Here is a 26032-nt window from a genome sequence, read left to right on the forward strand (position 1 = left end):
GCGTCTGACGCGCAGATTGCCGAAGCGTAATACAATCGGCTTTGATGCAGATCAGGCTGGGTCCCTACATCCCGGAATCAACCGGGCCGACGTAGTCGCCCCCGCCGTTTACCCAGTCCGAGAACCCACCCAGGTTGTAGACATGCTGATACCCCATGTCCTTGAGCAACTTGCCCGCAAGAGCCGCCCGTCCGCCCGATGCGCAATGCAGAATGATCGGGCGATCCTTCCGCAGCTCGGGGTCATGCGACTGCAGCGCAGGATCGGCACGAAACTCGAGCATACCGCGTGAGATATGGTGAGATCCGACGGCGCGACCGGTCTTTTCCAGTTCAGGCGCATCGCGAATATCCAGCAGCAGCGCACCCTGCTGCAATAGCTCCCTGGCTTGCGCGGCGCTGATACGTTGAACATCAGCATTCGCGGTCTCAAGCATCTCTTGAACGGTCAATGGCATTCGTGCGGTCCCTCCCGGATTTTCACGAATGCTAGCACGGGGCCTTTTGTATTTGTAAGCGCTATGGTGGTCGCCTATTGCTCGCGAAAGGCCCGAGACATGCTGTCGACGATCGGCTTGGCGATATAGGCGGCAAAGGTGCGTTCCTCGGTCTGGATCATGATCTCGGCCGGCATGCCGGGCGTCGGAATGAACCCCCGTACCCGGTCCATCTCGTCAGGCTCCAACGACACCCGGGCCAGATAGACCTCTTGAGGTATTCCGCTGGCTTCTTCCAGGACCGCGTCCGCCGAGACGTAAAAGACTTCGCCCGTCAGAACCGGTGTCGTGCGCTGATTCAAAGCCACCAACCGCACAGTCGCGGTCTGGCCGGTCACAACGCTGTCGATATCGGTGCGCGGGATCTGGGCCTCGATGATCAGCGGGGCATCAGCTGGCAGGATTTCGGCAATCGGCTTGCCGGTCTCGATGACGCCGCCCGGCGTGTAATAGTGCAGTCGCACAACCGTGCCATCGACCGGGGCGCGAACCACCGCGCGGGCAAGAACACTGCTGGCCTGGCGCGATTTTTCCCGCACGCTTTCCAGATCCGCCTCGATTACACCCAGTTCGTCCAGCGCTGCTTCGCGATAGGCAGACCGGGTCCGGGTGATCTGCTCTTCGTATTTCAGCAGCATCTGGCTGGTTTCCGAAGCCTCGGCCGCCAGTCGGGCCAACTGCCCGTCCGCTTCGGCCTGGACCCGCCGGATGGTGTTCAACTCACCCTTTCGGACAAGCCCTTTTTCGAACAACGCGTTCTTGGTTTCGTATTCTTCCTGAAGGATCGCCTTGCGGCGCTCCATGCTTTCCAATTGCGCCTCGAAGCCGCTGGCCCTGATCTTCAGCGCTTCGATATTGCGTTCGAGAAGGGCAATGTCATTCAGCAGAGTCTTGCGCGAGACTTCGAAACTGAGTCGCTGGTTGTCGAGAATGGTCATCACCTCGACGTCGTCGGATGCCTCGATCAGGGCGGGTGAAAACTCCAGATTGTCCTTTTCGGCGTATTCGGCCAGCAAGCGCTCGACCATCGCCTGGAGGCGGATCTTGCGGATGAACAATTCGCGCTCATTTGCCTCGGCCGAGGTCTGGTCGAGTGTCATCAAGACCTGCCCCTCCTGCACGGTCTGGCCTTCGGTGACCAGGATCTGTTCGATGATCCCTCCTTCAAGATGCTGGACGATCTTGTTGCGCCCGGTAGCCACAAAGCTGCCCTGCGCAATCACTGCGGCCGCGAGCGGCGCCTGAAACGACCACAGGCCGAACCCGCCGAAACAGGCGACCAGCAGCACGGTGCCCACGACTATGAACTTGGTTATCGATCTCGGAACCTCGGCGTACCAAAGGGCGGGATCGTCTACTTGGACCAATTCGTTCATCTTTACCCCCGTCTACCCTTTCAACTCGGGCTGCTGACGCGGCCCGTTCAGTTGCTGCAGCACCTGCTCACGCTGACCGAACAGGGCGACCCGCCCGTCCGTCAGCAGCATGATCTTGTCCACCACGTTCAAGAGCGTTGGTTTTTGGGTGATCACGACCACGGTAATCTTGTTTTCCCTCGCCTGCTCGATTGCCCGGGCCAGCGCCTTGTCGCCCGCGACATCCAGGTTCGAGTTCGGCTCGTCCAGGACCACCATCCGCGGATTGCCAAAGAAGGCGCGCGCCAGCGCGATCCGCTGTTTCTGACCGCCAGACAGGGGCGAGCCATCGGCAGCGACCACGGTCTCATACCCCTGTGGCAAGGTGGCGATCATGTTGTGCACGTCGGCCAGAACTGCAGCATCATGAATTTGCTCATCGGTGGCATCGGCGCGCATTCGGCCGATATTGTCCTTGATCGTGCCCGGAAACAGCTGAACGTCCTGCGGCAGGTACCCGATGCTTTCGCCGAACTGGCGCGGATCCCAGTTTCGGATATCCATCAGGTCGAGCCGCACGCTGCCCGAGGTCGGCAGAATCGATCCTACCAGCGTTTTGCCCAGCGTGGTCTTGCCCGCGCCCGAGTTGCCGATGATCGCCAGCGTCTCGCCCGGGTTGAGCGAAAAACTGATGCCGTTGAGAACCACGCGTTTGGTACCCCCGGGTACAAACAGAAGGCGTTCAACATCCACTCGTCCCTCGGGGCGGGGCAAGCGCAGCTTCTCATACTGAAGCGCCGAATTGGACAGCAATGCCTTGATGCGGCTGTAGGCACCGCGGGTCAGCAGGAATGTATTCCAGCCCTCGATTGACCCTTCGATTGGCGCAAAAGCCCGCCCAGCGATGATCGAGGCCGCGATCACCATGCCGCCCGTGATTTCGCCTTGCAGGGCCAGATAGGCCCCCCATCCCAGAATGCCGACCTGCGTCAGCAGGCGTACGGTGCGCGAGATCGCCGCGAACACCACGTTTCGGTCCTGCGCCCGGACCTGCCAGGTCAGGGAGTTGGCGGTGTCGCGTCCCCAGATCCGAACCGCCTCGGGGATCATAGCAAGTGCGTTGATGATCTGGCTGTTCCGCGACATCGAATCCAGATGCTGGTTGGCCAGAGATTGGGCCATGTTGGCCTCGGCAAACGGTTTGGCCGTCATCCGCTGGTTGATCAGCGCGATAACCATCAGGATCACGGCCGTCACCACCACGATCATGCCCAACTCTGGGTGAACCAGAAAAATCATAAGGATGAACAACGGCGCAAAAGGAACATCCAAAAAGGAGAGAAGGGTGCTTGAAACGAGAAAGCCGCGGATCTGCTGCAGATCACCCAGCGTCTGATACTCGCGTCCCGTCCCGTGCAACGAGGCATGCGCCGCGGCACTGAGGGTCGGAGCACCCAGTCGCGCCGCCACTTCGACCCCGGTGCGCATCAACATGAAGCGCCGCACCGCATCGAAAGCCGATTGAAAGATGATTGCCCCGGCCACGATCGCGGTCAGCATGATCAGCGTGTCCAGCGAGCGGCTGGTCAGTACCCGGTCACTGATCTGGAACAGATAGATCGGGATCGCCAGGATCAGCAGATTGGTCGCGCAGGTCAGAACCAGAACAAAGGCAAGGTTCCGCCATATCGCTCGCATCGAGGTCCGAAGGGTGCGTTGAAAGTCTTCGGGCGGCGTGCGTTTGTGAAAAGTTTGGGGTGGCCCTTTGCCGCCGCCATCGCCTGAACCAGTGCGCAGCAGCGGCTTGTTCGCTTCGGCCTCGATAGTGGTGCCCATGCGATCCGTCCCACCCGACCGGGACGAGGGGGTCATGCGCGCGGTCGGGCTTTCGACGGTTTGCGGTTCCGAGTCCTCGGCATTGGCCACCCCTTCGCCGTCACCCGCACGCCCTTCCACGGCGACGGTCTCCGGCGTTTCGCGCCGTCGGGGAGAAGCGGCGCTGAATGTTGTTTCCAGTGTGTTGTCGTCTGTTATTTTCTGATCGGTTTCGTCTTGGGCCTTCGCTGCCGGAGCCGCAACATTCCGAGCAACCTCTTGCTCTGTCTGCGCCGTCGCCGGGCCCTCCTGCGCTGCCTTGTTCTGGCTCTGCTCGGTCACGGGCACGCGCATCTCCTTGGTCAGCCTTAGCCGTGCGGTCAGCCGTTCCGTTGCAAATGACGAGCCAGACACCATGTCGCTGGGTCGCAAAGTCAGAGGCTGTCCGCTTCCCGACCGGTCCAGCGGGCTGGCATATCGGGTGCGGCGCGACGAAAAAACGATCGACATAAACAAACCTTCCGGTCACTCGTAAAAAAGGGAAAATCAGGTCAGGATGGATTGCATTCCTACATTGGCGTCCAAGTCTTCGGGCGTCAGGACAGGAGCGGTCGGGCCGCTGACTGGTTGCCCGGCGGTCATTGCCTCTTCCATCAGGATTGCGATGGCTTCATTGGCAAATTCCGGGCTGATCTCGTTCTCGGGCAAGTCGATGAGACTGGCCTGGTGCAGCAAAAGCTCGGAATATGCGCCCTGCCCGGCCATGACAACGGAGTCCACGCCCAGCTTGTTGATGTTGGCCGCATTCAGCATCGCGTTGCTGCCGGCCACGACTTCGGTACTGGCCCCATGCGGACCGGACAGGAAAATGTCATCCTGATCGGCAAGCATGGTGACCTGCTCAAGAATATTCACCTGCAGCAGGTTTCCGTCGATCTTCAGAACGCGCATCTGCTCCATACCCGCGAACATCGGATCGTTCAGCAATGCGTCCTCGAGCGCCGCCATGTTCATTTCATTCAGAGTCATGGCCTCGGCCATGTTCTCCTCAAGCGCCTCCTGCAGGTCCAGGCCGTTGATCATCACCGAGGCCTGGTTCATCAGCAGGTTTTCGTTCGCACCTCCGGCAGGTCCGGCGAGGCCACCTGACACCAGGTCGTCATCCATCAGGACAAGCGTCTGGAACAACATGTCGACCGAGATCATGTCGCCGCCGATCATGATCAGGTCATAATAGTTGCCGAGTTGAACAATATCGGCCACGTTGACCATCTGGTTGCCACCCATCGCATACATGGTCGAAGACGCGGAAATCTCGGTCTGGATATGGTCGATATCGGTGGCGTTGATGACCTGCTTGAGGAAGTTGGCAACCACCAGATCGCCATGGATCCAATCGACGGTCAAAAAGGACGGCTGCCCGGCCCCACCAGCGACGGCCGAGGTTCCGGCAAGCCACGGCGCAGGATTCGCCTCTGTTTCAATCTGGGCGGATTGGACGACGTTGGTGCCCGCGCCGCTGCCGGTGTTTCCGACATCAACATCTGATACCAGCGCGACCTGGCTGATCATCGTCAGGCTGATCGCTTGTCCACCCACGGCGATGAAGGGGGCATCCACCCAACCGACGTTCAGTGCGACTTCGTTGATCGCAAGATTGCCGCCGGTGACAACGGTATGACCCTCGTGTGACTCCGGCCCCTCGGACTGGCTCCACTCGGCCGGATAGGACTGTGACACCAGATTTTCCTCAGCCTCCTCGGGCTGGTGGTAGGCCGGCAGAAGATCGCTCCAGACCGGAGCCTCCGACACGTGTTGACCGTTTACGATGATGCCTTCCGCGTCTTCACCTTGGAATTGGTGAACCGTGACACCTTGGACCGATCCGTTCATCGGTGTCGTTATCTGTTCGACCAGCGTATCCAGGTATTCTGGCGTCATGTAGTCCGGTATCGCCAGTGAAGGCGCCGCCATCGCATGAAGCGACTGCGCCACGTCCAGCGCGGCCTCGGCCTGCGCTGTCAGCATCGCCGCATCGCGGAAGTCGCCCGCGCCGACGGTATCATTGTCGCGCAGGACCAATGTCTGGAATGTGTAAGTGACGGCAGACCCTATCAGGTCGCTGACGACCTGCGGCTGCAACATCAAGAATTGCGGCCCGACCGAGATAGGCAATTCGGACTGCGGAACGAATCCGCCCGGCGCCAACGGGTCACCGATCTGGATGCTCGACTCGAGCATCGGACCGGCGGGTGGCAGCGGCAACTGCGGGTCCGCGGGCGGTTCGGGGAAACGGTAGGGAAGCGGGTCGTAGTCCTTGGGCTTCAGATCCAGATCGGCCTTGACGACAATCCTGATCGGATCCTCCAGGCCTTCAACTTCGGCCAGCCGTCGGAGCGCCGTAAACTCCTCGTATTGCTGCCGCAGGATGGCCTGTTCCATCGTGAGCTGAAAAGTACCAATAAAATGCGCGATCGTTTCCGTAATGCTGTCAAGTGACATCTGGACTATCCCTGTCACCCTTTCCGGCAGAAAATTTCCGGGTCTGGGTTAAGTTGGACCGAGGCCATGAAACACGGCCCCGGTGTTTTCATCAAAGACCGGAGGCCGAAATCGCGGCCTCCGGGGTCAGGCATTATGCCTCGGTGTCGTCGCTCGCGTAGGTCGAGCTCATCGAACCGCCAACCATCGTGGTATCGACCGAGTTGCCAAGCACGTTGGCGCCCATGACGATTGTCTGGTTGAAGGCCGAGGTATCGACCACTGCTGCTGCCGACGCGTAGGATTCACCGGTGACGATACCGTCGCCACCATTGTTGGAACCCCAAGTGCCGCCATTGCCGCCGGCTCCGCCGTCACCTGAATAGGCGCCGGCCGCGCTGCCACCGGTGACTGCGCCACCCGTGGTATCGCCGGACATGGCGCTACCCATGGCGTAGCCGCTGGTACCACCATTGGCCGCAGACGCACCGCCTGCACCACCGGCTCCCGAGCTGGCCGCGCCAGTCGCGCTACCGGATCCGGTCGAGGTGGCATCGTTGTCGGTGTACGACGCGCCGCCGTATCCCGCGATGGCTTCGGCCAGACTGTCGGCGGAACCGTTTGTGTCAGCGTCAGCAAAGACTTCTGCCGCACCACCGGTACCGGCCGTGTTGACCGCATCCGCAGAACCCGCACCGTTACCGGACGAGGTGGACGTTGGCGTCGTGGTCCCACCGGCTCCGCCAGCGCCTTCTGCACTGGACGAACCCGAACCGGTTCCGTTTGCCGCGCCATTGGCCGCGTTCGAACCGCCGGCTCCGCCGGTTCCGGTCGACGTCTGCGGGTTGCTGGCTGCACCGTTCACGTCACCGGGCGACTGGCTGATATTCGGACCGCTTGCGGCCAGATCGCCGACGCCCTGTGCGCCAGAGTTGGCTGCCGAGCTGCCGCCCGTGCCGGCTCCGCCGGACCCTGGGCCACCGGTTCCGGCACCGCCGGTTCCTGCGCCGCCGGTTCCAGCACCACCGGTGCCCGCTCCGCCGGCACCCGGGTTGTTGCCCGTGGTTCCGCCGCCACCGGTCGCAGCGTCGGTATCAGCCGCATTCAAGGCCGGACCACCATCCGCGATTTCCTGGTTCAGCGCTGCAATGGCTGCTTCGACCATGGCCGAGAATCCGCCGGATCCCTCGCCACCAGAGCCTTCGCCACCAGCACCTTCACCACCCGAGCCCGAGCCGCCGGAACCCGTGCCACCGGAACCAGACCCGCCGGTGCCATTGGCGCCACTTTGCGCGCCGCTGCCAGCCATGCCCGCACCCGTGTTGCTTCCGGCCGTCGCTTCATTCGCTTCGGTCGTACCGGTGCTATTGTTCGATGCAGAACCCGAGTTCGATGACTCGCCGTTGCCGCCATTGGCGCCGTTCGCACCCGACTCGTTTCCGGCCAGGCCAAGGCCCGCGCCGATCGAACCGGTCGCGTTTTCACCACCGTTGGCATTGCCTTCCGAGTTGGCGCCGGACAGTCCCAGACCAAGGCCAAGACCGATCGAGCCGGCATTACCGCCTTCACCGCCAGTTCCCTGGCCGTTGGCATTCGAACTGCCGGTGTTGTTGGCGCTGGAGGTGCTGTTGGCGTTGCCGCCATTGCCAGCCGTGCTTTCGCCACTGGCTTCGGCGCCCGACAGACCAAGACCCAGGCTCGTGTTGTTGGCGCCGCCCGAAGCCGCACCGTTGCCGCCTTGCGAAGCCGCGCCGGCATTGCCGGTGTGACCGCCCAGCGCGAATGCGTGGCTGCCATTGGTCTCGCCGCTTGCTGCACCGCCGTAGCTGGTTCCGCCGGAACCCGAGTTACCGCCGCCGGAGGAGGAACCGATGCCTTCTTCGGCATAGGCCGAACCGCCCGTCGCGCTGCCGTTCTGATAGAACGAGCCGTCATTCGACAGGCTGGGCGAATCCAGCGTGTCATCGTCACTCAGGCTGGCCAACTGGTTGTTGATCGACGACATGTCATTACCGTCACCATTCATCGAGATGGACAGGTTCAGATCATCGCCGGGATCATAATTCACGTCGTTTCCGGCCGTGATGACATCACCGATGGATGCCGAGTCACCGATATCCAGATCGACCTGGTCATCGTCGCGCGGGATCCACTCACCTTCACCGAAATCGATGTTGATCGAGTTTGCGATGCTGTTGCTGTCATCGCCGCCATTGACGTTCGACTGCTGCTGACCTTGCTGTTGGCCCTGCTGCTGCGCCTGACCCTGGTCCTGACCCTGGGCCTGTTCGTTTGCAACCTCGGTCGCCTGAGCCTGAGCCTGGTTCTGTTCGTCTTCGTTGTTTGCAGCGTTTTGAACTTCCTGACCCTGCTGCTGTTGCTGCGCGGTCAGTTCGGCCTCGATATTTGCTTCTTCAACGGGGATTTCCACCGAGATCGGAGCTTCGAGATTTTCAACATTAACTTCGTCAACGGTCGTGACATTGGTATTGTTCACATTGCGTCGCATAACAATCTTCCATTTTTGAAGCGCCAGACCGCCATTCATCTACAAAGCGATATTCGGCGCGGTTGAAAAATATTATTGAGCATCCATTCGCGAAACTGCGCATGTCTGCGGCCTTGTCTTTCGAATGATGTGTTGTCACCCCCCTTTCTCGGCCAAGCCGATTCCGTGACTGCTCAAAATCACGCGAAAATACGCGGGCCGCAGACACGCCAGGTACAAGTACACTTCGCAAATTGAAGCACGACACAGGGTACAGATGCCGTTCGGCCTGCCTAGCTGGCAGAAAGTATTAACATCAATAAAAGGCTGATTTGCTTGATGTATTACTCGAACACGCATTTCATGGCCGAGTTCGGAGCCGAATTGGCCAGCGACAAAGGTTGGTGAATTTAAGTTCTTTGTATCCAGATATTTAAGCGGTCCGACCGTCAAACAGCCTTAATCGAAAGTTCTAAACTCTGGTGATTCTCAAAGCCGTACAGTTGTCGAAAACTGAACTTTCTGGTATACTCAATACATAATTTTAATTGTTTTTATTCAGTTTCACCCCGGCCAATAACGGCCAATTCAGGACGTAATCTGGGGTATTTAGGGGGGCGCAAAAATGAGTATTTCTGAATTAAGTAACAGTTCCAGCACGATCGACAAAAGTGAAGATTTCATGATTGTTTTTCTTGGGAAAGAGCTCTTCTACTCCAACCAAACCCTGCGAAGCGTTCAGCACGAATTCGGCGTGGCAGCCCATCGGTTTGAATCCCTCGCGGCATTCTTGTCCGAGGCGAGCAATGCTGAGGGTTCCGGCAAGATTGTTGTCGTGGATCAGATCATGATGGAGGATCTGCTGGCCCATCCCTCCGATTATGTTCGATCGTCCATGCCGGGATGCCTTGCCTTCGCATACCGCAAAGAGGACGCAGCCCGTTTCGTTTTCGAGCGATGGGACCGATCTCGGTACGGACCAATCGGGTATCTTCCGATGAACGTCGCCCCGGACGCATGGCGCGCGATCCTGCGGCTGCTGATGCATGAGGAGTTGTACCTGCCGGGATTTGTGGCCAATTGCGTTGCATCGAAGCCATGCGCGACAGGTGCGACTACGGCCCGGGAAACTCCGAAATCCCCTGCGGCTGGCCCTCTGTTGTCAAAACTGACCCGGCGCGAGAAGCAGGTTCTGCAACTTGTCTCCGAAGGCAAAAGCAATAAGGCGATCGCTGCCCAGTTGGGTATCACCGAACACACGGTCAAGCTGCACATGCACAACGTGTCGGGCAAGATCGGTGTCAGCAACAGAACGGCAGCGGCGCATTTCTTCTTTGAGGCGGCGGCGCAGGACGCGCACCGAACTTCGGTTGACTGACGACTTCGAAGCCAGGTTCGATCGGTTGATCCTTTTGGTCGGCCGCCTGAACTATGTCTGGACGAACACCGAAAGCCTGCTGATTCATCTGATCGCCGGCCTCTCGGGGACCAGCAAAGACGTGGCCGTCATCATCTTCCTGACCCTGAACACGACCCGCGCCCGAATTGATCTGGTCGAGCGTCTGGCAAAGATGGACGGAAGGCCTGCCTCGGTTCGTGATCCAATCCTAGAGCACACGCAGCGGCTCAGCCGTCTGTCGGGCATCCGCAACAAGTTCAACCACTGCATCTATTCCTTCGACCAGGAAACCGGGAACCCCAAAACGATCCTGATGCGCATTGCCGATCGAAAAACCGACATCAAGCTGGGACGCGAAGATACGGTCGACGAACAGGCGATGCAGGAAATCGAGGATGTCGTCGCGCAGCTGTCGGCGGCGAACCAGGACATCTGGCGGCTGATCTCCAAGCTGGGTTATCCGGTCTGACGATCGCCCTCGGCCAAGTCGACCATTGTGTTTGGTGCGGGCGGTGGGACTCGAACCCACACGGCGCTAGGGCCTTCGGATTTTAAGTCCGATATGTCTACCATTCCATCACGCCCGCATCCGGCCGGTCTGGTGTACCGGCGCCGGATCACGTGCCGAACACTTACACGCACCCATACCGATTGCAAAGACCGCAAGCGGTCAATTTGCCAGCCTGATCAACGCCGTTTGGTTCAGGGCAGGCAGCCACTTTTCCCAGGGAACAAGAAGCGCGCAATTCTCGCATTTCACCCCTTTGCCTTGACAGACTGACTGCATTCCTATGACGTCTGCCGGATCGTTGAGGGAGGCCGCGATGAAGACCGTCACCAACCCGTATCGAGGCGAAGGCAAACTGTTTTCACAGGCACCGTTCCCCTCAACCAACTCTAACCGGTTGGCGCGGCTTCTTTCTCTGTGTCCGGCCTCCGGTGTAACACCACTGACCGAAGCGCAGGGTTTGGCGCCCGTTTCCCGCCTATGGATCAAAGATGAACGGACGCGGATGAAACTCGGGTCGTTCAAGGCATTGGGCGCGGCCTATGTCATCGCCTGCCAAGCGAGCGACGCCACCGAGACACCCGACAACACATCCCTTGCCGGCCGCACTTATGTTACGGCCAGCGCCGGGAACCATGGCCTCAGCATGGCTGCGGGTGCGCGCGTTTTTGGTGCGAATGCCGTGGTGTTCATTTCTGAAACCGTGCCCGAAAGCTTTGCGCAGCGCCTTGCGGCGCAAGGTGCGCGAGTGGTGCGCGAAGGCGTCGATTACGCCGCAAGCATGAACGCCGCGAGCCGCGCGGCGAACGACAACGACTGGACGCTTCTGTCAGACAGCTCTTGGGAAGGGTATTACGACCTGCCCCATCTCTTGATGGAGGGGTACGTTCAAATGGCTGTCGAGGCGGTTGATCAATGTCCCGAACCTCCGACATTGATCCTGCTGCAGGCCGGAGTGGGAGGCATGGCGGGCGCCGTTGCCGCATGTTTCCGAAAGGCTTGGGGAGACGACCCCAGGATCATCGTGGTCGAACCGGCCGCAGCCCCGGCGCTGATGGCCAGCATCGAAGCCGGCGCGCCGGTTTTTGCAGACGGTCCGGACAGCATCATGGGACGGCTGGATTGCAAGGAGCCATCGCTGATTGCACTTAATGGACTGGCGCGGGATGCCGATCTGTTTCTGACGCTGGACGATGACACCGTGGCCGCTCAGCTTCCAGTCATGGCAGAGGCCGGGTTCGAAACGACTGCGTCAGGCGGGGCTGGACTGGCTGCCGTTCTGGATACCGATAGCCGCAACTTGCTCGATATCGAACCACAGGACCGCGTTTTGTGCATCGTGACCGAGCAAGCCTCGTGAGAGGGTTCGAACAAGCCGAGTTCGCGGACAGATCTGCGCGTGCGCAGGATCTCATGCGAGAGCATGGGCTGGACGCCCTGCTCCTGACGACCGAGCCCGACGTCCGGTATTTCAGCGGCTTTCTGACCCGGTTCTGGGAAAGCCCGACGCGCCCCTGGTTCCTTGTCGTTCCTGCGACCGGCAAACCTGTCGCGGTGATCCCGTCGATTGGCGCGGCCTTGATGGCGCAGACCTGGATCGAAGACATCCGTACCTGGTCCGCCCCGGATCTGGCAGACGACGGAGTATCGTTGCTGGCCGAAACCCTGCGCGACCTTGTTCCGGACGGCTGCTTGATCGGATGCCCCGACGGGCATGAAACGCACCTGCGGATGCCGCTCGCCGATTTCGGGCGTCTGAAATCCGAAATCGACCGCCGCAGGATCACCGGCGACCTTGGCATTCTGCGCGACCTGCGCATGGTCAAATCTCAAGCCGAAATCAAAAAGATCGAAACCGCCTGCCTGATCGCGGGACAGGCTTTTGAGCGGGTTCCTGAGATTGCATCGGCCGGTGTTCCTCTGGATCAGGTCTTTCGACGGTTCCAGATGTTGTGTCTCGACGCAGGCGCCGATTGGGTGCCTTACCTTGCCGGCGCAGCCGACCAGGGCGGATATGGCGATGTAATCTCGCCGGCAACCCAACAACCGTTGGAGTCGGGCGACGTGCTTATGTTGGATACCGGGCTGGTCTGGGATGGGTATTTTTGCGATTTCGACCGCAACTGGTCCGTCGGCCCGGCCAGTCCGGCCGTGCGCGCGGCGCACCACGCGCTGATCGATGCGACCGAGGCTGCGTTCGAGCAGGCCAGACCCGGCGCGACGGCCTCGGACCTGTATCACGCGATGAACTCGGTCCTGTCCCGTGGCGGCGGCGGGACCGAAGCCGGGCGCCTGGGTCACGGATTGGGCATGTCCTTGACCGAGTGGCCTTCGCTCATCCCAACAGATCACACGGTTCTGAAACCCGGAATGGTGTTGACGCTGGAGCCAGGTATTGAGGTCGGTGGCAAAATACTTGTCCACGAGGAAAATGTGCTGGTCACCGAAGGCGCCCCGCGGTTCCTGAGCCCCAAGGCAGGACGGGAGATTCCCGAGCTATGACAACACTGTCATTTTCTTTGGACACGGATGACCCGGGTATATCTCCGCTTGGCCTGATCGTTCTGCAGACAGACGAGACGATCGAAGGCGATTTCCGCAGGCTTTTTGCCGGCGACCCTTCACCCATTTATGTCTCGCGCATAACCAGCGACCCGCAGGTCACGACCAAGACGTTGACCCGCATGAAGCATGCGCTTCCAACGGCGGCGGATTTACTGCCCAAGGCGCGCCCCTTCCGGGTTGTGGGTTACGCCTGCACCTCGGCAAGTTCGGTCATCGGGTCGGAAAAGGTCGAAGAACTGATAAAGCAGACTTGTGACGTGCAAACGGTGACCAACCCGCTGCGCGCCGCGGCAGCGCAGGCGCGCGAACTGGGTGTGTCACGCTTTGCACTGCTGTCCCCTTATGTGGAGCAGGTCAACACGGCGCTTCGCGCGGCCTTCGCCGATCAAGGGGTCCTGATGGATGTGTTCGGCACCTTTGGGATTTCCGAAGAATCAAAGGTCGTCCGGATTTCGACACAATCCATCGTTGACGCCGCGGTGAGGTTGGGTTCGGACAGAGCAGTCGAAGCTGTTTTTCTCAGCTGCACCAACCTTCGTACGTTGGATGCTATCCCGCAGATCCATGAACAGATCGGCAAACCGGTCTTGTCCAGCAATCAGACCCTTGCGTGGCACATGCGGCGCCTCAACACTGCGCAAAATCCTTGAATCCCACCCAATGAGGATTGGTTTTTGTCATTGAGTCTTGCCAGCCGGACATTGCTGCGTCTTTAATGTGCTCAGGGATCAATGAAATCCGGACCAACCGGATCAAGAATTGACGCAACAGGGGGTCTTGTGACCGGCACTTCTAGCGACGCCGCGTTTGTCGAATTTCAACGCGTTCAAAAATCGTATGACGGCGAAAATCTTGTCGTCAAAGACCTTAACCTCGCGATGCCAAAGGGCGAGTTTCTGACAATGTTGGGCCCATCGGGATCTGGCAAGACCACTTGCCTGATGATGCTGGCCGGATTCGAAACTGCGACGCATGGCGAAATTCTGTTGGATGGGCGACCGATCAACAACATTCCGCCGCACAAGCGTGGCATCGGGATGGTGTTCCAGAACTATGCCCTGTTCCCGCACATGACGGTGGCCGAGAACCTCGCCTTTCCGCTGGAAGTCCGAAAAATCGGCAAGTCCGAGCGCGAAGAAAAGGTCCAGCGCGCCCTCGACATGGTGCAGATGGGTGCCTTCGGCAGCCGCCGACCTGCGCAGCTGTCGGGCGGACAACAACAGCGTATCGCCTTGGCCCGCGCGCTGGTCTTCGAACCCGAATTGGTTCTGATGGACGAACCGCTGGGCGCATTGGACAAACAGCTGCGCGAGCACATGCAGTTTGAAATCACGCGTCTGGCCCATGAATTGGGGATCACGACCGTCTATGTGACCCACGACCAGACCGAAGCGCTGACCATGTCGGATCGCGTAGCGGTCTTTGACGATGGCCGGATCCAGCAGCTTGCACCGCCGGACCAGCTTTATGAAGAACCGGAGAACAGTTTCGTTGCGCAGTTCATCGGTGAGAACAACACGCTGGAAGGCGTTCTTAAATCCGTAGATGGCGGGAAATGCGTCGTCACGCTGGACGATGGCTCCGAGATCGACGCGGTTCCGATCAACGTGAGCCAACCGGGGGAACGGACCAAGGTCTCGATCCGGCCCGAGCGCGTGGAATTCAACAAGGATCGCCTCAGCCCCGAAGCGCATACGCTCAAGGCTGTGGTCAAGGAATTCATCTACATGGGCGATGTATTCAGGTTCCGCATGTCGGTGGCCGGCAATGATGAATTCATCGTCAAGACCCGGAATGCCCCTGACGCCGTCAGGCTGACACCGGGTCAGGAGATCGAGATCGGATGGCTGGCGCAGGATTGCCGCGCTCTGGACGCCTAGGCGCGCCCGGCTTCGCAATCCGCCCCCAAGCCGAAAGAACCGACCGACGAAAACCCGTGCGTTGGTCGACAAATCATAAAACGGGAAAAACTGGGAGCTACATATGAAACGTACCACCACAATGCTGACAGCTGTTGCACTGGCAACTGCAGCAGGCGGAGTTTCCGCCGAAGAAATGACGATCGTGTCCTGGGGCGGCGCCTATTCCAAGTCGCAGCTCAAGGCCTATCACGAGCCCTATTCGGAAAAGACCGGCGTCACCATCCTGAACGATGACAGCTCGGCCGAGGCCGTGGCCAAACTGCGCGCCATGAACGAGGCGGGCAACATCACATGGGATGTCGTCGACGTGGTTGCCGCGGACGCGATCCGTCTGTGTGACGAAGGTCTGGCGATGGAAATCGACCCGGATACGCAGCTGGCGCCCGCGCCGGACGGCACTCCGGCTTCGGAAGACTTCGGCGATCTGCTGGTCAGCGAATGCTTCATCCCTCAGATCGTGTATTCGACCACCTTTGGGTATCGGACCGACATGGTCGGGGACAACCCGCCGACCGACATCTGCGCGGTCTTCGACCTGGAGACCTATCCCGGCAAGCGGTCGCTGGAAAAGCGCCCGATCAACAACATGGAATGGGCCCTGCTGTGCGACGGCGTCCCGAAGGACGAAGTGTATGACGTTCTGGCAACCGACGAAGGCCAGGACCGTGCTCTGAAGAAGCTGGACACCATCAAGGACAGCGTCGTCTGGTGGTCCGCCGGCGCCGATACGCCCCAGCTGCTGGCTGACGGCGAAGTCGTCATGGGCTCGACCTACAATGGCCGCCTGTTCAGCGTCATCGAAGAGCAGAAGCAGCCCGTCGCCATGCTGTGGGACGCGCAGGTCTTCGATCTGGACGGCTGGATCATTCCCGCCGGTCTGAGCGAAGAGCGCAAGCAACGCGCGCTGGACTACATCATGTTCGCGACCGACACCCAGCGCCTGGCGGATCAGGCCAAGTACATCTCGTACGGCCCGGCTCGCGCTTCGTCTGCTCCGCTGGTCGGCAAGCATGCCGAACTGGGAATCGACATGGCTCCGCACATGCCGACCGATCCGGAAAACGCCAAGAACACGTTCCTCTACAACTACGAGTTCTGGGCTGACTACCGCGATGACATCGACGCCAAATTCCAGGCGTGGTTGGCGCAATAAGCGCTTGAATCTCTGAAGAAACGTCAGGTGGCGGTGCGCCGCCATCTGACCCGGGAACAACCAAGAGGCACTGATGACTGACGCAAGCCAAACCGCAGGACCCATGCTGGCAGCGGACGGGACGCCGCTCAAGCAATCGCTGGCGCGTTCATTGCGACGTCAGAAACTGCGCGCGCTTATGCTGATCGCGCCTTTGCTTCTGTTCGTGCTGTTTTCCTTCCTCGTACCGATTGCATCGATGCTGTTTCGGTCAGTCGAAAACGGAATTGTCTCGGAAACCCTGCCCCTGACGGTCGAAGCGCTGGACAACTGGGATGAAACCAGCGGCGAATTGCCGGGCGAGGACGTCTATTATGCCTTCGTTCGCGACATGGTGGTCGCGATCGAAAACAAGGAACACACCCGGCTTGGCACGCGTCTGAACTACGAAGAAACCGGAATGTCTTCGCTGTTCCGCCAGTCAGGCCGCAAGATCAAACGGTTGGATCCTGAAACCGACGGTCCGTTCAAGGAAAAGCTGATCGAGATCCACGACGGCTGGGGGGACCCGCAGACGTGGCGCGTGATCAAAACCCATGCGGTTCCGATCACCAACGGTTACTTCCTGAACGCAATCGACATGCGGCGCACCCCGGAAGGTGCTCAGGCTCAGCCGGAAGACAAGCAGATTCTTATCAAGCTGTTCGGGCGTACGTTGTTCATGTCGCTGGTAATCACCGGGGCCTGCATCCTGCTGGCCTATCCGGTCAGCTACCTGCTGGCGACCCTGCCAATGCGCGTGTCGAACCTGCTGATGATTTTGGTTCTGCTGCCCTTCTGGACGTCACTTCTGGTGCGGACATCCGCATGGAAGGTCATGCTGCAGCAGCAGGGCGTCATAAACGATACCCTCGTCTGGCTCGGGCTGGTCGCAGATGACGCCCGGCTGATCATCATCAACAACCAGATCGGCACGATCATTGCCATGACGCATATCCTGCTGCCGTTCATGATCCTGCCGATGTATTCGGTGATGCAGACGATCCCGCCATCCTACACCCGCGCGGCCAAATCCATGGGCGCGACGAACTGGACCACGTTCTGGCGGATCTACTTCCCGCAATCCATCCCGGGCATTGGGGCGGGCTCGATCCTCGTGTTCATTCTGGCAATCGGCTACTACATCACGCCCGAAATCGTGGGCGGCACCAAGGGTGTCTTCATCTCGAACCGGATTGCCTATCACATATCGTCGTCGTTGAACTGGGGCCTGGCTGCAGCATTGGGGACGATCCTGCTGGCAGTGGTTCTGATCCTCTACTGGGTCTACGACAAGATCGTGGGCATCGATAACGTGAAGCTGGGGTAACCGACATGGCCGCACTGACACCAATTTCGCGCAAGCCCCTATCCATGGTCCTTCCCAGCGTCGCACTGGCCGGCGCGTTTGCCGGCATGTTTGTCGGCGCCGGAAACGGCTCGGTCCCCCTGGGAATGATCGGCGGCGCGGCGCTGACGGCCCTTTTGGCCTGGATCTACATCTCGGTCCTCAAGAACGAGAGACTTGCCTACTGGATCAACATTATCGGCTTTGCGGCCGTCGGCTTCGCGGTTTCAGGGCCGATGGGCGGTGTGCTCGGCTTCTTGGGCGGCTGGTTTTTTGCATGGTTCACATTCTGGCTGTACGAGGGCCGATACCGCCGCAAGCTACTGCCTTATCTGACGGCGCAGCAGGTGTTCTATCACTACCTGTTCCGGGTGATCTGCGGCGCGATCTTCGTTTTCCTGATCACGCCGATTCTGGTGGTTCTTCCGCTGTCGTTCAACGCGCAGGACTTCTTTACCTTTACACCCGAGATGCTGCGGCTGGACCCCGAAGGGTATTCGCTGAAGCATTACCAGGATTTCTTCACAAACAACGAATGGCAGCGCAGCTTCAAGAACTCGCTGATCATCGCGCCCATCGCCACGATCATATCGGTAACGCTGGGAACGCTGGCGGCCATCGGTCTCAGCCAATCGCATGTGCCCGGGCGGCGCGCCATCATGGGGATCCTGATTTCTCCGATGATCGTGCCGCTGATCATCTCGGCGACGGGCATGTTCTTCTTCTACAGCGACATCGGCCGCTTCCTTGAAGGCACTTTGGGCATGAACAAGACCTTTGTGGGCTACCTCAAGGTAATCCTGGCCCACGCAGTCCTGGGCATTCCCTTCGTCATCATCACCGTGACCGCCACCCTCGTAGGCTTTGACCGCTCGCTGACGCGGGCCGCCGCGAACATGGGCGCGGGCCCGGTACGGACCTTCTTCAAGATCCAGATGCCCCTGATCCTGCCGGGCGTGATCTCGGGTGGGCTGTTCGCCTTCATCACCTCGTTCGATGAGGTGGTCGTGGTGCTTTTCGTCGGATCGGCCAGCCAAAAGACGCTGCCGTGGCAGATGTTCACCGGCCTGCGCGAGCAGATCAGCCCGACCATCCTGGCCGTAGCCACGATCCTCGTCGTCATCTCGATCGCCCTGCTGACCACGGTCGAGCTGCTGCGGCGGCGGTCGGAACGTCTGCGCGGGCTGACGCCGGCTTGACCGGCGGCGTGGCCTGATCTAACGATTTCCTTGTTCACCCTCTGCTGCGATGGCGTCGCAGCACCCAAGGGGGTGATCGGCTCTCGGACCCCGAGACCGCCTGTCCTGTACGCCGGGACAAGTGGCCGGGCTTTGCACGTCCGGCAAAGAAACGAGAGAGCACATGTCAGACCTTTCAAATCGCCCCGAATTCTTCACCTGCCACAACGGTGACAAGGCGCCCCTGCCCTTCAGCCGGGCCGAGTACGACCGGCGGCTGGCCAAACTGCGCGCCATCATGGCGCAGCGGGACATCCCGGTCGTTCTGCTGACGTCAATGCAGAACATCGCCTATTACTCGGGCTTTCTGTACTGCGCCTTCGGCCGGCCCTATGGCTGCGTGGTGACGCAGGACGCTTGCACCACCGTGTCAGCCAATATCGACGCGGGCCAGCCCTGGCGCCGGTCGGTCGAAGACAACGTGATCTACACCGACTGGAAGCGCGACAACTACTGGCGCGCCGTAGCCAGCCTTATCGGGACTGCCCGCCGGATCGGCATCGAAAGCGACCACATGACGCTGGCTGCGCGCGACACGGCCCTGTCCATGCTGAACCAGCCCGAGCTTGTGGACATCGCCCCCGACACGATGGCCGCGCGGATGGTGAAATCGGCCGAAGAGATCGAGTTGATCAAAGGCGGCGCACGTACGGCGGACGTGGGCGGCGCGGCCATCCATGCCGCGATCCGTGAAGGTGCCACCGAGATCGAGATCGCCATGGCCGGCCGCGATGCGATGGAGATCGAGATCGCCCGCGCCTATCCCGACGCCGAGTACCGCGACACCTGGGTCTGGTTCCAGTCGGGCCTGAACACCGACGGCGCACACAACCCGGTCACCAAGCGGACCTTGCAGAAAGGCGATATCCTGTCGCTCAACACATTCCCGATGATCTCGGGCTATTACACCGCGCTGGAACGCACCCTGTTCTTGGGCGAGCCCGACGCCGACAGCCTACGCCTGTGGCAGGCCAATGTCGCCGCCCACGAGCTGGGGCTGAGCCTGATCAAACCCGGCGCGACCTGTTCCGGCATCACCGCCGAGATCAACCGGTTCTTCGCCGATCAGGGCCTGCTGCAATACCGCTCGTTCGGGTATGGGCACTCCTTCGGCATCCTCAGCCACTATTACGGCCGCGAGGCCGGTCTTGAACTGCGCGAGGACATCGACACGATGCTCGAGCCGGGCATGGTCGTGTCCATCGAGCCGATGCTGTGGATACCCGAAGGTCAACCCGGCGCAGGCGGCTATCGCGAGCACGACATTCTGGTCGTAGGCGAGGATGGGGCCGAGAATATCACCGGCTTTCCGTACGGACCGGAACACAACATCATCAATGCGTGATGCAGAGGGGGCGAGGCATCGGCCTTGCCCCTGTTTCCGCCTGAAACGGGTGTCAGGCCAGGATGGCGTGGATTTTGTCCAGCGTCGCGACGCTGACACCAACCCCGTCTTGGTTGGCCTGCAGGCGCTTGGCGCGCCGACCATCGCCGGGCAGACGCGCTCCTTCCTGATACCGGATCGCCTCGACAAGTTCCGCGATACTGGCAGCAAACTCCGACCCGGCCGTAGCGCCGGGGTCGATGGCAATGAAGAACTGACCGGTCTTTGGCGGACCGCCCACAGTTCCGGAAAAGGGTGAAGCATGGATGCCCAAAGTGGCCCCGGTCAATGCGGCGGCCATCACTTCTGTCAGAAGTGCGACACCCACGCCCTTGTAGCCGCCCGAAGGCGCCATCGAGCCCTTGAGGCCCACGGCGGGGTCAGTTGTCGGGTTGCCATCAGGGTCCAGCGCCCAACCGACTGGAATCGGCTTTCCCTCGCGGGCGTGCTTCATGACCTCGCTTTTTGCGATCGTGCTGGCGCTTTGGTCGATCAAGACGGCAGGTTGCCCATCAGCACCCGGAACGGCCAGCGAAAACGGGTTTGTGCCCACGACGGGCCGTGAACCACCCGACGGCGCAATAGATGCAGGTGCATTGGTGAACCCCAGACCAACAAGGCCCGCCTGAGCCAAGCGATAGGTGTGATACCCCAGCACACCACAGTTGTAACTGTTGCGGATGGCCAGCGCAGCTATTCCCTGCTCGCGTGCGGCCGGGATCAACGCGTCGAACCCCAAGTCGATCGCCGGGTGCGCGAAACCGGTGGCCGCATCAACGACCACCACGCCCGGTTTTGGGGCGGATATCACCGGCTGTGCTCGCCCGTCTACCTTGCCAAACTGTACGTGCTCGCAATAGATCGGGATGTAGGCCAGCCCGTGACTGGCCACCCCATCCGCCTCGGTCGCGGCGGTCGCAACCGCCAATGGCCGGGCATTGTCCTCGGACGTGCCGGCCGCCATCAGAGCGCGCAGCGACAGATCCTCGATTTCGGCAAGGGACAACGTTCGGGTTTCTGGCATCTCGGCCTCCTCAGTCATTATCGGACAAACCAGCACCGGCACCCAACCTACGAGATTCCTCGGTTGCGGGGGCATAGGTGCGTTGAGCCAGCGTGTTCAAAAAAGCCAGAGCCGCAGGCGCCGGCAGGGCGCGCGTCTGCGTGGCGCGCAGTTTTTCAGGTGTACCGCCGATCCTTACGGTGACCTTTGCGGCGCTTTCCGGCCAAAGATCCGGAGCGTCCACGGCCTCCCCATCCGTCGTGGCGCTGAGTTCATCGCAGACGATGGTCACATTGGTTTGCAATCGGCGTGCAGCGTTGCCAGCGAACGGCACGAGAAACAGTGGAACCGCCACGTCATGCAGAACGATCGACCCGCGGCCCAGATGTTCCGAACAATCTGACAGCAGCATCCCCGCCCCCAACGGGCACATCTGCCCATTCGCCCGCCAATTCACCCCGAGGCCCTGCGGCGTGTGTGCATCAAACCGAAGCGCAAATTCCTGGCGCAGGACTGCTGACAAGGCGGCTGCACCGTCAAAACCTTGACGACACAGCCAGCGCGTCGCCTTGGCGGCGTCCTCGGCCGGCCCCCAGTGATGACCCGCCCCACGTGCCGCGCGTTTTGCCAGTCCTTCGACCTCGTTCAGCGACAGGTTCATACCGGCACCTCCGGATAAACCCAGAAATCGGCATTTTCGGGCGAAAGATCCTCGGGGTACGGCGCGCCTGAATACATGCAGATACGGACCCAACGGTCCGAGCGGGGATCGAAATGCGTCGCGCCGAAAAAGGAAAGTTTGGCGCGGAGCATGTCGATCGGCAGAACTGATGCACCAATCGTGTTGTCTCGGATCTCGCTGTAGGGGGCCTTGCGGCTGATCTGCGCCCGGCGGATCGTGTGGCGATGTTCAGGGTGGCGCAGAAGAAATTCCGCGGTGGTCGCGGCTGTGTCCCAATCGGCCATTGCCGAATATGCCGCTGCCGCATCCCGTGCCGGGGCAAGCGGTTGTTCGTACTCGGCCACCGGCTCGTCAAAGCGCTCACCCAGTCTGGGTTCCAGCTTTTCTTCCGATACATACCAGACCCTTGCGCAGGCTTCCCGTGCGCCCCAGTCCAGATCCAACGCCCAACCGAAACTGTCGCGGATCGCTTGCCGCACATCGGCCAGCGGCATGGCACCGTCAATCTCGTACAGATGCGGGCTTGAATCCGCCATGCATCCTGACAAACCGTCCACCAAGTCTGAATAGGGTTCGAGGATCAGGGAAAGAAGCAACTCCTGCCCCTCCTCGCTCAGCACAGTTTCCGACCACTCCACCAGACGGTTCCAAGGTCTTCGGCCCGTAAGATCGTCATGGCGGAGAAAGTCCGCGATCACCCCGAGGTCCGCTTTCAGAGCAGACAGTTTCCGCTCTTGTATCGGATGTTCCGAATGCCATTGGCCAATCGACACTTGGCAGCGATCAAACACCGACCGGAACACACTGATTTCTTCTTGGGTCGCGGTTTCCACGGCTCGAACTCGGGCGATTGCCTCCTCGCGCGCCATGATCCAGTTGTTCAGCAGGACTGGATGATTGATCAGGAAGGGCGCCATGCCCAGCCCCGTGGAATTGCCAATGCCCAAGCGGCGCGCGATATCAGAAGACATCCTGACCGCCTTGCTTCCCCCTTTGGCACGCGCCATGTGTTCGACCAGGTCCCGCACGAAGGCGCGGGTGAGGAAAACCGACAGCATCTCGGCCTGAAACGGCCCCTCGGTTTCCGGACGGTTTGCAATGTTTTCCCGGTCCGCGGCCCCGAATTTACCCGATCCGTACACGGCCGTGGTTCGCATCAGGTAGCCAACCTTTTGGATCTGCTCCAGATCCGGCTGTCGACCATCGGCCAGGGCTTCGACTAGATGCGTCCACAATCGGACCGAGCGATTGGCCCGGGATAGCGACAGTTCGGTTTCGCTGATCCGGCCGGCCTCCTGCAGCGGAACATTGCGGGAAAGCCGGTCAAGGTCGGCTTCGGAAGGGATTCCGTCAAATAGGGTGAAGGTCGCGTCCCAGGCATCCGCGATCACCCGGTCCGACCGTTTTTCTGGTGGAAGATCATGGGCGAAGGCCACCAGAGAATACGCGCGCTCGGGTCCCTGGGCGACATAGACGGCCCGTCCGACACCTGCCTCGTCAATATCGAACACCGGCGTGGAAAACCGCCAGTTGTCGCGTGCCAGGCGGCGAGTTAGAACGCGCATGAAGCTGAGCCTGCACTGGTGCAAAGACCCGAGCCGGCTGAGCCGCATAACGGTTGCCGGATCCCGGCGTGCGATATTCGGCCCCGGTCCAGTCAATTCTGGACCGGTCCGAAGTTGTCCGCAAAGAAGCGGTACCAGTTCTGCCCCATGATCCCGGCGACTTCGGTCGGAGTCATCCCAACCGCGACAAGGCCGGCCTCGATCTTGCCAAAGTCACGATTGTCCCTGAACCAATTTGGCATCGGCGGAAAGCCCGGGTTCGCAGACGATCCTTCGCCGAAATCGATTTCCTTGGTCCAGCGACCCACACGCATCCACTCGACAACGCTGTCGGGTTGGTCCTGGCACAGGTCGGTTCCGATCCCGAGATGCTGTGTTCCGTATTTTTCGGCCGTTCGGGCAATCATGGTGCAAAAGCTATCCAGCGAGCAGTCGGACTTGTCCTTCAGGTGATGAGGGTAGACCGAAAACCCGAGCATCCCACCTCTTTCCGTCACGGCGCGGATGACGGGGTCACGCTTGTTGCGCAGGGCGGGCGCCCAGTCATGCGGATTGGCGTGGGTGATGGCGATCGGACGCGTGGAAAGGTCGGCTGCCTCAATCGTGGAGCGGTCGGCCGAATGGCTCATGTCGATGACCAATCCCACGCGGTTCATCTCCTTGATCACCTGCCGCCCCATCCGGGTGATACCGGTGTCTTCAGCCTCGTAGCAGCCGGTCGCTAGCAGGGATTGGTTGTTGTAGGTCAACTGCATGAACCGGGCACCGAGATCGTACAGTATTTCAATCAGCCCAATGTCATCTTCCATGGGTGATGGGTTCTGGAAACCAAAGAAAACGGCCGTACGCCCAGTGTCACGCGCGGAGTCGATGTCGCTGGCCGATCGTCCCTTCATGATCAGGTCCGGGAACAACTCGAACCATCGGTTCCATTTCTCGAGGTTCTGAACCGTTTCACGAAAATTCTCGTGGTAGGCGACGGTGACGTGGATGGCATCCACGCCCCCTTCCCGCAATTGCCGAAAGATCTTTTCCGACCAGTTGGCGTATTGCAGGCCGTCAATCCGCATCAGATCGGGGTCCCGGCGCTGATATAGGCGGTTTTGACAGTGGTGTAGAACTCGGCGGCCGCTTTGCCTTGTTCGCGCGGTCCATACGAGCTGTCGCCCCGGCCACCGAAAGGAACGTGATAATCAGTACCTGCGGTGGGCAAATTGACGGTCACGACACCGGTTCTTGCATGACGCCGGAAATGCGTCGCGCGCGCAAGATTCTGGGTTACGATGCCCGATGTCAGGCCGAAATTCGTGTCATTCACGATCGCCAAAGCCTCATCATAGCTGTCGACCTTGAGCACGCTGGTCAGCGGGGCAAACATCTCTTCCCTATTGATCCGCATAGTGTTGTTCGTGTTCACGAACACGCCGGGCGACATGTAATACCCGTCATGCTGCAGCTCCAGCCGTTGCCCGCCGCACGCCAGCTCGGCGCCTTCGGATTGGCCAAGTTCGACATAGGCCAGGTTCTCTTGCAGTTGCTGTTCGCTGACAACGGGGCCCATCTGCGTGCCTTCCTCCAGGGCATGCCCAACCTTCAGTGCCTTGGCGCCGGCGACAAGCTTCTCGACAAAGGCGTCGTGGATCGCGGCGTGGACCACCAACCGCGAAGAGGCGGTGCATTTCTGCCCGGTGCCGCCAAAAGCTCCGCCCAACGCAAGTGACACCGCCAGATCCAGATCCGCGTCATCCATCACGGCCAACGCGTTTTTGGAGCCCATCTCCATCTGCACCTTGGTCAGGTTCTGGATGGCTGCTGCGGCAATGCCCTTTCCGACGGGCACCGACCCGGTGAACGAGATCGCATCCACCTGGGAGCTTTCAACCAGTCTTTGTCCGATTGCGCCGCCTGACCCCATGACCAAACTGAAAAGACCCTTGGGAATGTCCTGACGCGCGATGATCTCGGTCAACGCCACGGCGGAGGCGGGGGTCAGGTTGGCCGGCTTCCACACCACGGCGTTCCCATAACACAAGGCCGGTGCGATCTTCCAAGCGGCCGTAGCTGTCGGGAAATTCCAAGGAGAGATTACCCCGACAACCCCGACCGGTTCGCGGCGCACGTCGATTTCGACGCCTTCACGTACGCTGTCCGCGTTTTCACCAATCTGGCGCAGGCATTCCGCCGCGTAATACGTAAAGAACTGCCCCGCGCGGTAAACTTCGCCCTTGCCCTCGGCAAACGGCTTGCCCTCTTCTCGCGACAACAACCGCCCCAACTCTTCAGCGCGGGACATCAACTCGGTCCCGATACTCATCAGAACCGCCTGCTTGCGTTCCAACCCATAGGCCGCCCATTCCAGCTGCGCGTTACGTGCACGATCAAGGGTCGCGGACAGCTGATCGGCGCTTGCCTGGGCGAACAGGCCAATCACATCCGTCAGATCAGAGGGGTTGCGGTTCTCGATCGCGGTGTCGCCGGCCATCCACTCGCCGGCAATCAGGTTCAATTGTGTCACAGGGGGCCTCGGGTCCGGTACGTTTCACGAACAGAATAGACCTCTGCACAGACATCAGGCAAACTCAAACAAATTTAATGAACTTCAGGAAATCTAA

General features: G+C 60.3%; 21 protein-coding genes and 1 tRNA gene. 10 read left to right on the top strand and 12 right to left on the bottom strand.

What is annotated here, in order from left to right:
- Positions 1-64 precede the first annotated feature (64 nt).
- From ACR0IR_RS09345 to ACR0IR_RS09370, 6 genes are all read right to left on the bottom strand, one after another.
- Positions 65-457 carry a rhodanese-like domain-containing protein gene (locus tag ACR0IR_RS09345; protein WP_170363026.1) on the bottom strand — a complete coding sequence of 131 codons (393 nt, stop codon included), beginning with the start codon at positions 455-457 and terminating at the stop codon, positions 65-67.
- A 74-nt stretch (positions 458-531) separates the two neighbouring features.
- Entirely contained in the window at positions 532-1872 is a 1341-nt protein-coding gene (locus tag ACR0IR_RS09350; protein WP_170363025.1) for an HlyD family type I secretion periplasmic adaptor subunit, read from the bottom strand.
- A gap of 12 nt (positions 1873-1884) precedes the next feature.
- Positions 1885-4176 carry a type I secretion system permease/ATPase gene (locus ACR0IR_RS09355; protein ID WP_480779061.1) on the bottom strand — a complete coding sequence of 764 codons (2292 nt, stop codon included), beginning with the start codon at positions 4174-4176 and terminating at the stop codon, positions 1885-1887.
- 36 nt (positions 4177-4212) lie between these two features.
- Entirely contained in the window at positions 4213-6168 is a 1956-nt protein-coding gene (locus ACR0IR_RS09360) for a type I secretion protein (RefSeq protein ID WP_170366579.1), read from the bottom strand.
- A 133-nt stretch (positions 6169-6301) separates the two neighbouring features.
- Complete coding sequence (locus ACR0IR_RS09365) at positions 6302-8656, bottom strand: hypothetical protein (RefSeq protein WP_170363022.1); 2355 nt, start codon at positions 8654-8656, stop codon at positions 6302-6304.
- 619 nt (positions 8657-9275) lie between these two features.
- Positions 9276-9506 carry a hypothetical protein gene (locus tag ACR0IR_RS09370; RefSeq protein WP_480779062.1) on the bottom strand — a complete coding sequence of 77 codons (231 nt, stop codon included), beginning with the start codon at positions 9504-9506 and terminating at the stop codon, positions 9276-9278.
- A gap of 126 nt (positions 9507-9632) precedes the next feature.
- Here ACR0IR_RS09370 and ACR0IR_RS09375 point away from each other — a divergent pair, with 126 nt between their 5' ends.
- Entirely contained in the window at positions 9633-10013 is a 381-nt protein-coding gene (locus tag ACR0IR_RS09375) for a response regulator transcription factor (protein WP_261391817.1), read from the top strand.
- A complete protein-coding gene (locus tag ACR0IR_RS09380; RefSeq protein WP_093962654.1) occupies positions 10006-10503 on the top strand; it encodes a hypothetical protein in 498 nt (165 codons plus the stop codon). Before ACR0IR_RS09375 ends, ACR0IR_RS09380 begins: the two co-directional genes overlap by 8 nt.
- Before the next feature lie 32 nt (positions 10504-10535).
- Here ACR0IR_RS09380 and ACR0IR_RS09385 read toward each other — a convergent pair.
- Positions 10536-10621, bottom strand: a tRNA-Leu gene (locus ACR0IR_RS09385).
- A gap of 237 nt (positions 10622-10858) precedes the next feature.
- Between ACR0IR_RS09385 and ACR0IR_RS09390 the strand changes: the two genes are divergently transcribed.
- The 8 genes from ACR0IR_RS09390 (at position 10859) to ACR0IR_RS09425 (ending at position 20131) form a co-directional block, all read left to right on the top strand.
- Positions 10859-11902, top strand: coding sequence for a pyridoxal-phosphate dependent enzyme (locus ACR0IR_RS09390; RefSeq protein WP_170363021.1), 1044 nt, complete (start codon positions 10859-10861; stop codon positions 11900-11902).
- A complete protein-coding gene (locus ACR0IR_RS09395; RefSeq protein ID WP_170363020.1) occupies positions 11899-13044 on the top strand; it encodes a M24 family metallopeptidase in 1146 nt (381 codons plus the stop codon). The genes ACR0IR_RS09390 and ACR0IR_RS09395 overlap by 4 nt, the downstream gene beginning before the upstream one ends.
- Positions 13041-13757, top strand: a complete 717-nt coding sequence (locus ACR0IR_RS09400) for a maleate cis-trans isomerase family protein (RefSeq protein ID WP_170363019.1) — start codon at positions 13041-13043, stop codon at positions 13755-13757. Before ACR0IR_RS09395 ends, ACR0IR_RS09400 begins: the two co-directional genes overlap by 4 nt.
- Before the next feature lie 81 nt (positions 13758-13838).
- Positions 13839-14987: an ABC transporter ATP-binding protein gene (locus ACR0IR_RS09405; protein WP_174819681.1), complete on the top strand. Its 1149-nt coding sequence runs from the start codon at positions 13839-13841 to the stop codon at positions 14985-14987.
- Positions 14988-15090: 103 nt separating this feature from the next.
- The gene (locus tag ACR0IR_RS09410; protein WP_093962659.1) at positions 15091-16182 is read left to right on the top strand and encodes an extracellular solute-binding protein; all 1092 of its coding nucleotides are present in this window, start codon (positions 15091-15093) and stop codon (positions 16180-16182) included.
- 73 nt (positions 16183-16255) lie between these two features.
- Positions 16256-17530 (top strand): ABC transporter permease, encoded by a 1275-nt coding sequence (locus tag ACR0IR_RS09415; protein WP_170363018.1) that lies wholly within the window; start codon positions 16256-16258, stop codon positions 17528-17530.
- A 5-nt stretch (positions 17531-17535) separates the two neighbouring features.
- Positions 17536-18747, top strand: a complete 1212-nt coding sequence (locus ACR0IR_RS09420; protein WP_093962661.1) for an ABC transporter permease — start codon at positions 17536-17538, stop codon at positions 18745-18747.
- Positions 18748-18910: 163 nt separating this feature from the next.
- The gene (locus tag ACR0IR_RS09425; protein WP_170363017.1) at positions 18911-20131 is read left to right on the top strand and encodes an aminopeptidase P family protein; all 1221 of its coding nucleotides are present in this window, start codon (positions 18911-18913) and stop codon (positions 20129-20131) included.
- Between the two features lie 52 nt (positions 20132-20183).
- On the opposite strand, the gene ACR0IR_RS09430 is transcribed toward ACR0IR_RS09425, so the two are convergent.
- Genes ACR0IR_RS09430 through ACR0IR_RS09450 form a run of 5 tightly spaced genes read right to left on the bottom strand, consistent with a single transcriptional unit; the run spans position 20184 to position 25902 of the window.
- A complete protein-coding gene (locus tag ACR0IR_RS09430) occupies positions 20184-21194 on the bottom strand; it encodes an Ldh family oxidoreductase (RefSeq protein WP_170363016.1) in 1011 nt (336 codons plus the stop codon).
- 10 nt (positions 21195-21204) lie between these two features.
- Entirely contained in the window at positions 21205-21834 is a 630-nt protein-coding gene (locus ACR0IR_RS09435; protein ID WP_170363015.1) for a DUF3726 domain-containing protein, read from the bottom strand.
- A complete protein-coding gene (locus ACR0IR_RS09440) occupies positions 21831-23468 on the bottom strand; it encodes a hypothetical protein (RefSeq protein WP_170363014.1) in 1638 nt (545 codons plus the stop codon). Before ACR0IR_RS09440 ends, ACR0IR_RS09435 begins: the two co-directional genes overlap by 4 nt.
- A gap of 44 nt (positions 23469-23512) precedes the next feature.
- Positions 23513-24490: a membrane dipeptidase gene (locus ACR0IR_RS09445; protein ID WP_170363013.1), complete on the bottom strand. Its 978-nt coding sequence runs from the start codon at positions 24488-24490 to the stop codon at positions 23513-23515.
- The gene (locus ACR0IR_RS09450) at positions 24490-25902 is read right to left on the bottom strand and encodes an aldehyde dehydrogenase family protein (RefSeq protein WP_170363847.1); all 1413 of its coding nucleotides are present in this window, start codon (positions 25900-25902) and stop codon (positions 24490-24492) included. The genes ACR0IR_RS09445 and ACR0IR_RS09450 overlap by 1 nt, the downstream gene beginning before the upstream one ends.
- Positions 25903-26032: the final 130 nt, after the last annotated feature.

This window comes from Ruegeria sp. CF2, assembly GCF_056537385.1.

What these genes read in the sequence shown, in the direction of transcription:
- ACR0IR_RS09350 (WP_170363025.1), bottom strand. Translation starts at nt 1,872, where the DNA reads ATGAACGAATTGGTCCAAGTAGACGATCCCGCCCTTTGGTACGCCGAG.
- ACR0IR_RS09445 (WP_170363013.1), bottom strand. Translation starts at nt 24,490, where the DNA reads ATGCGGATTGACGGCCTGCAATACGCCAACTGGTCGGAAAAGATCTTT.
- ACR0IR_RS09415 (WP_170363018.1), top strand. Translation starts at nt 16,256, where the DNA reads ATGACTGACGCAAGCCAAACCGCAGGACCCATGCTGGCAGCGGACGGG.
- ACR0IR_RS09400 (WP_170363019.1), top strand. Translation starts at nt 13,041, where the DNA reads ATGACAACACTGTCATTTTCTTTGGACACGGATGACCCGGGTATATCT.
- ACR0IR_RS09410 (WP_093962659.1), top strand. Translation starts at nt 15,091, where the DNA reads ATGAAACGTACCACCACAATGCTGACAGCTGTTGCACTGGCAACTGCA.
- ACR0IR_RS09345 (WP_170363026.1), bottom strand. Translation starts at nt 457, where the DNA reads ATGCCATTGACCGTTCAAGAGATGCTTGAGACCGCGAATGCTGATGTT.
- ACR0IR_RS09430 (WP_170363016.1), bottom strand. Translation starts at nt 21,194, where the DNA reads ATGCCAGAAACCCGAACGTTGTCCCTTGCCGAAATCGAGGATCTGTCG.
- ACR0IR_RS09390 (WP_170363021.1), top strand. Translation starts at nt 10,859, where the DNA reads ATGAAGACCGTCACCAACCCGTATCGAGGCGAAGGCAAACTGTTTTCA.
- ACR0IR_RS09365 (WP_170363022.1), bottom strand. Translation starts at nt 8,656, where the DNA reads ATGCGACGCAATGTGAACAATACCAATGTCACGACCGTTGACGAAGTT.
- ACR0IR_RS09425 (WP_170363017.1), top strand. Translation starts at nt 18,911, where the DNA reads ATGTCAGACCTTTCAAATCGCCCCGAATTCTTCACCTGCCACAACGGT.
- ACR0IR_RS09370 (WP_480779062.1), bottom strand. Translation starts at nt 9,506, where the DNA reads ATGGGCCAGCAGATCCTCCATCATGATCTGATCCACGACAACAATCTT.
- ACR0IR_RS09420 (WP_093962661.1), top strand. Translation starts at nt 17,536, where the DNA reads ATGGCCGCACTGACACCAATTTCGCGCAAGCCCCTATCCATGGTCCTT.
- ACR0IR_RS09440 (WP_170363014.1), bottom strand. Translation starts at nt 23,468, where the DNA reads ATGCGGCTCAGCCGGCTCGGGTCTTTGCACCAGTGCAGGCTCAGCTTC.
- ACR0IR_RS09450 (WP_170363847.1), bottom strand. Translation starts at nt 25,902, where the DNA reads ATGGCCGGCGACACCGCGATCGAGAACCGCAACCCCTCTGATCTGACG.
- ACR0IR_RS09405 (WP_174819681.1), top strand. Translation starts at nt 13,839, where the DNA reads ATGAAATCCGGACCAACCGGATCAAGAATTGACGCAACAGGGGGTCTT.
- ACR0IR_RS09375 (WP_261391817.1), top strand. Translation starts at nt 9,633, where the DNA reads ATGAACGTCGCCCCGGACGCATGGCGCGCGATCCTGCGGCTGCTGATG.
- ACR0IR_RS09435 (WP_170363015.1), bottom strand. Translation starts at nt 21,834, where the DNA reads ATGAACCTGTCGCTGAACGAGGTCGAAGGACTGGCAAAACGCGCGGCA.
- ACR0IR_RS09360 (WP_170366579.1), bottom strand. Translation starts at nt 6,168, where the DNA reads ATGTCACTTGACAGCATTACGGAAACGATCGCGCATTTTATTGGTACT.
- ACR0IR_RS09355 (WP_480779061.1), bottom strand. Translation starts at nt 4,176, where the DNA reads ATGTCGATCGTTTTTTCGTCGCGCCGCACCCGATATGCCAGCCCGCTG.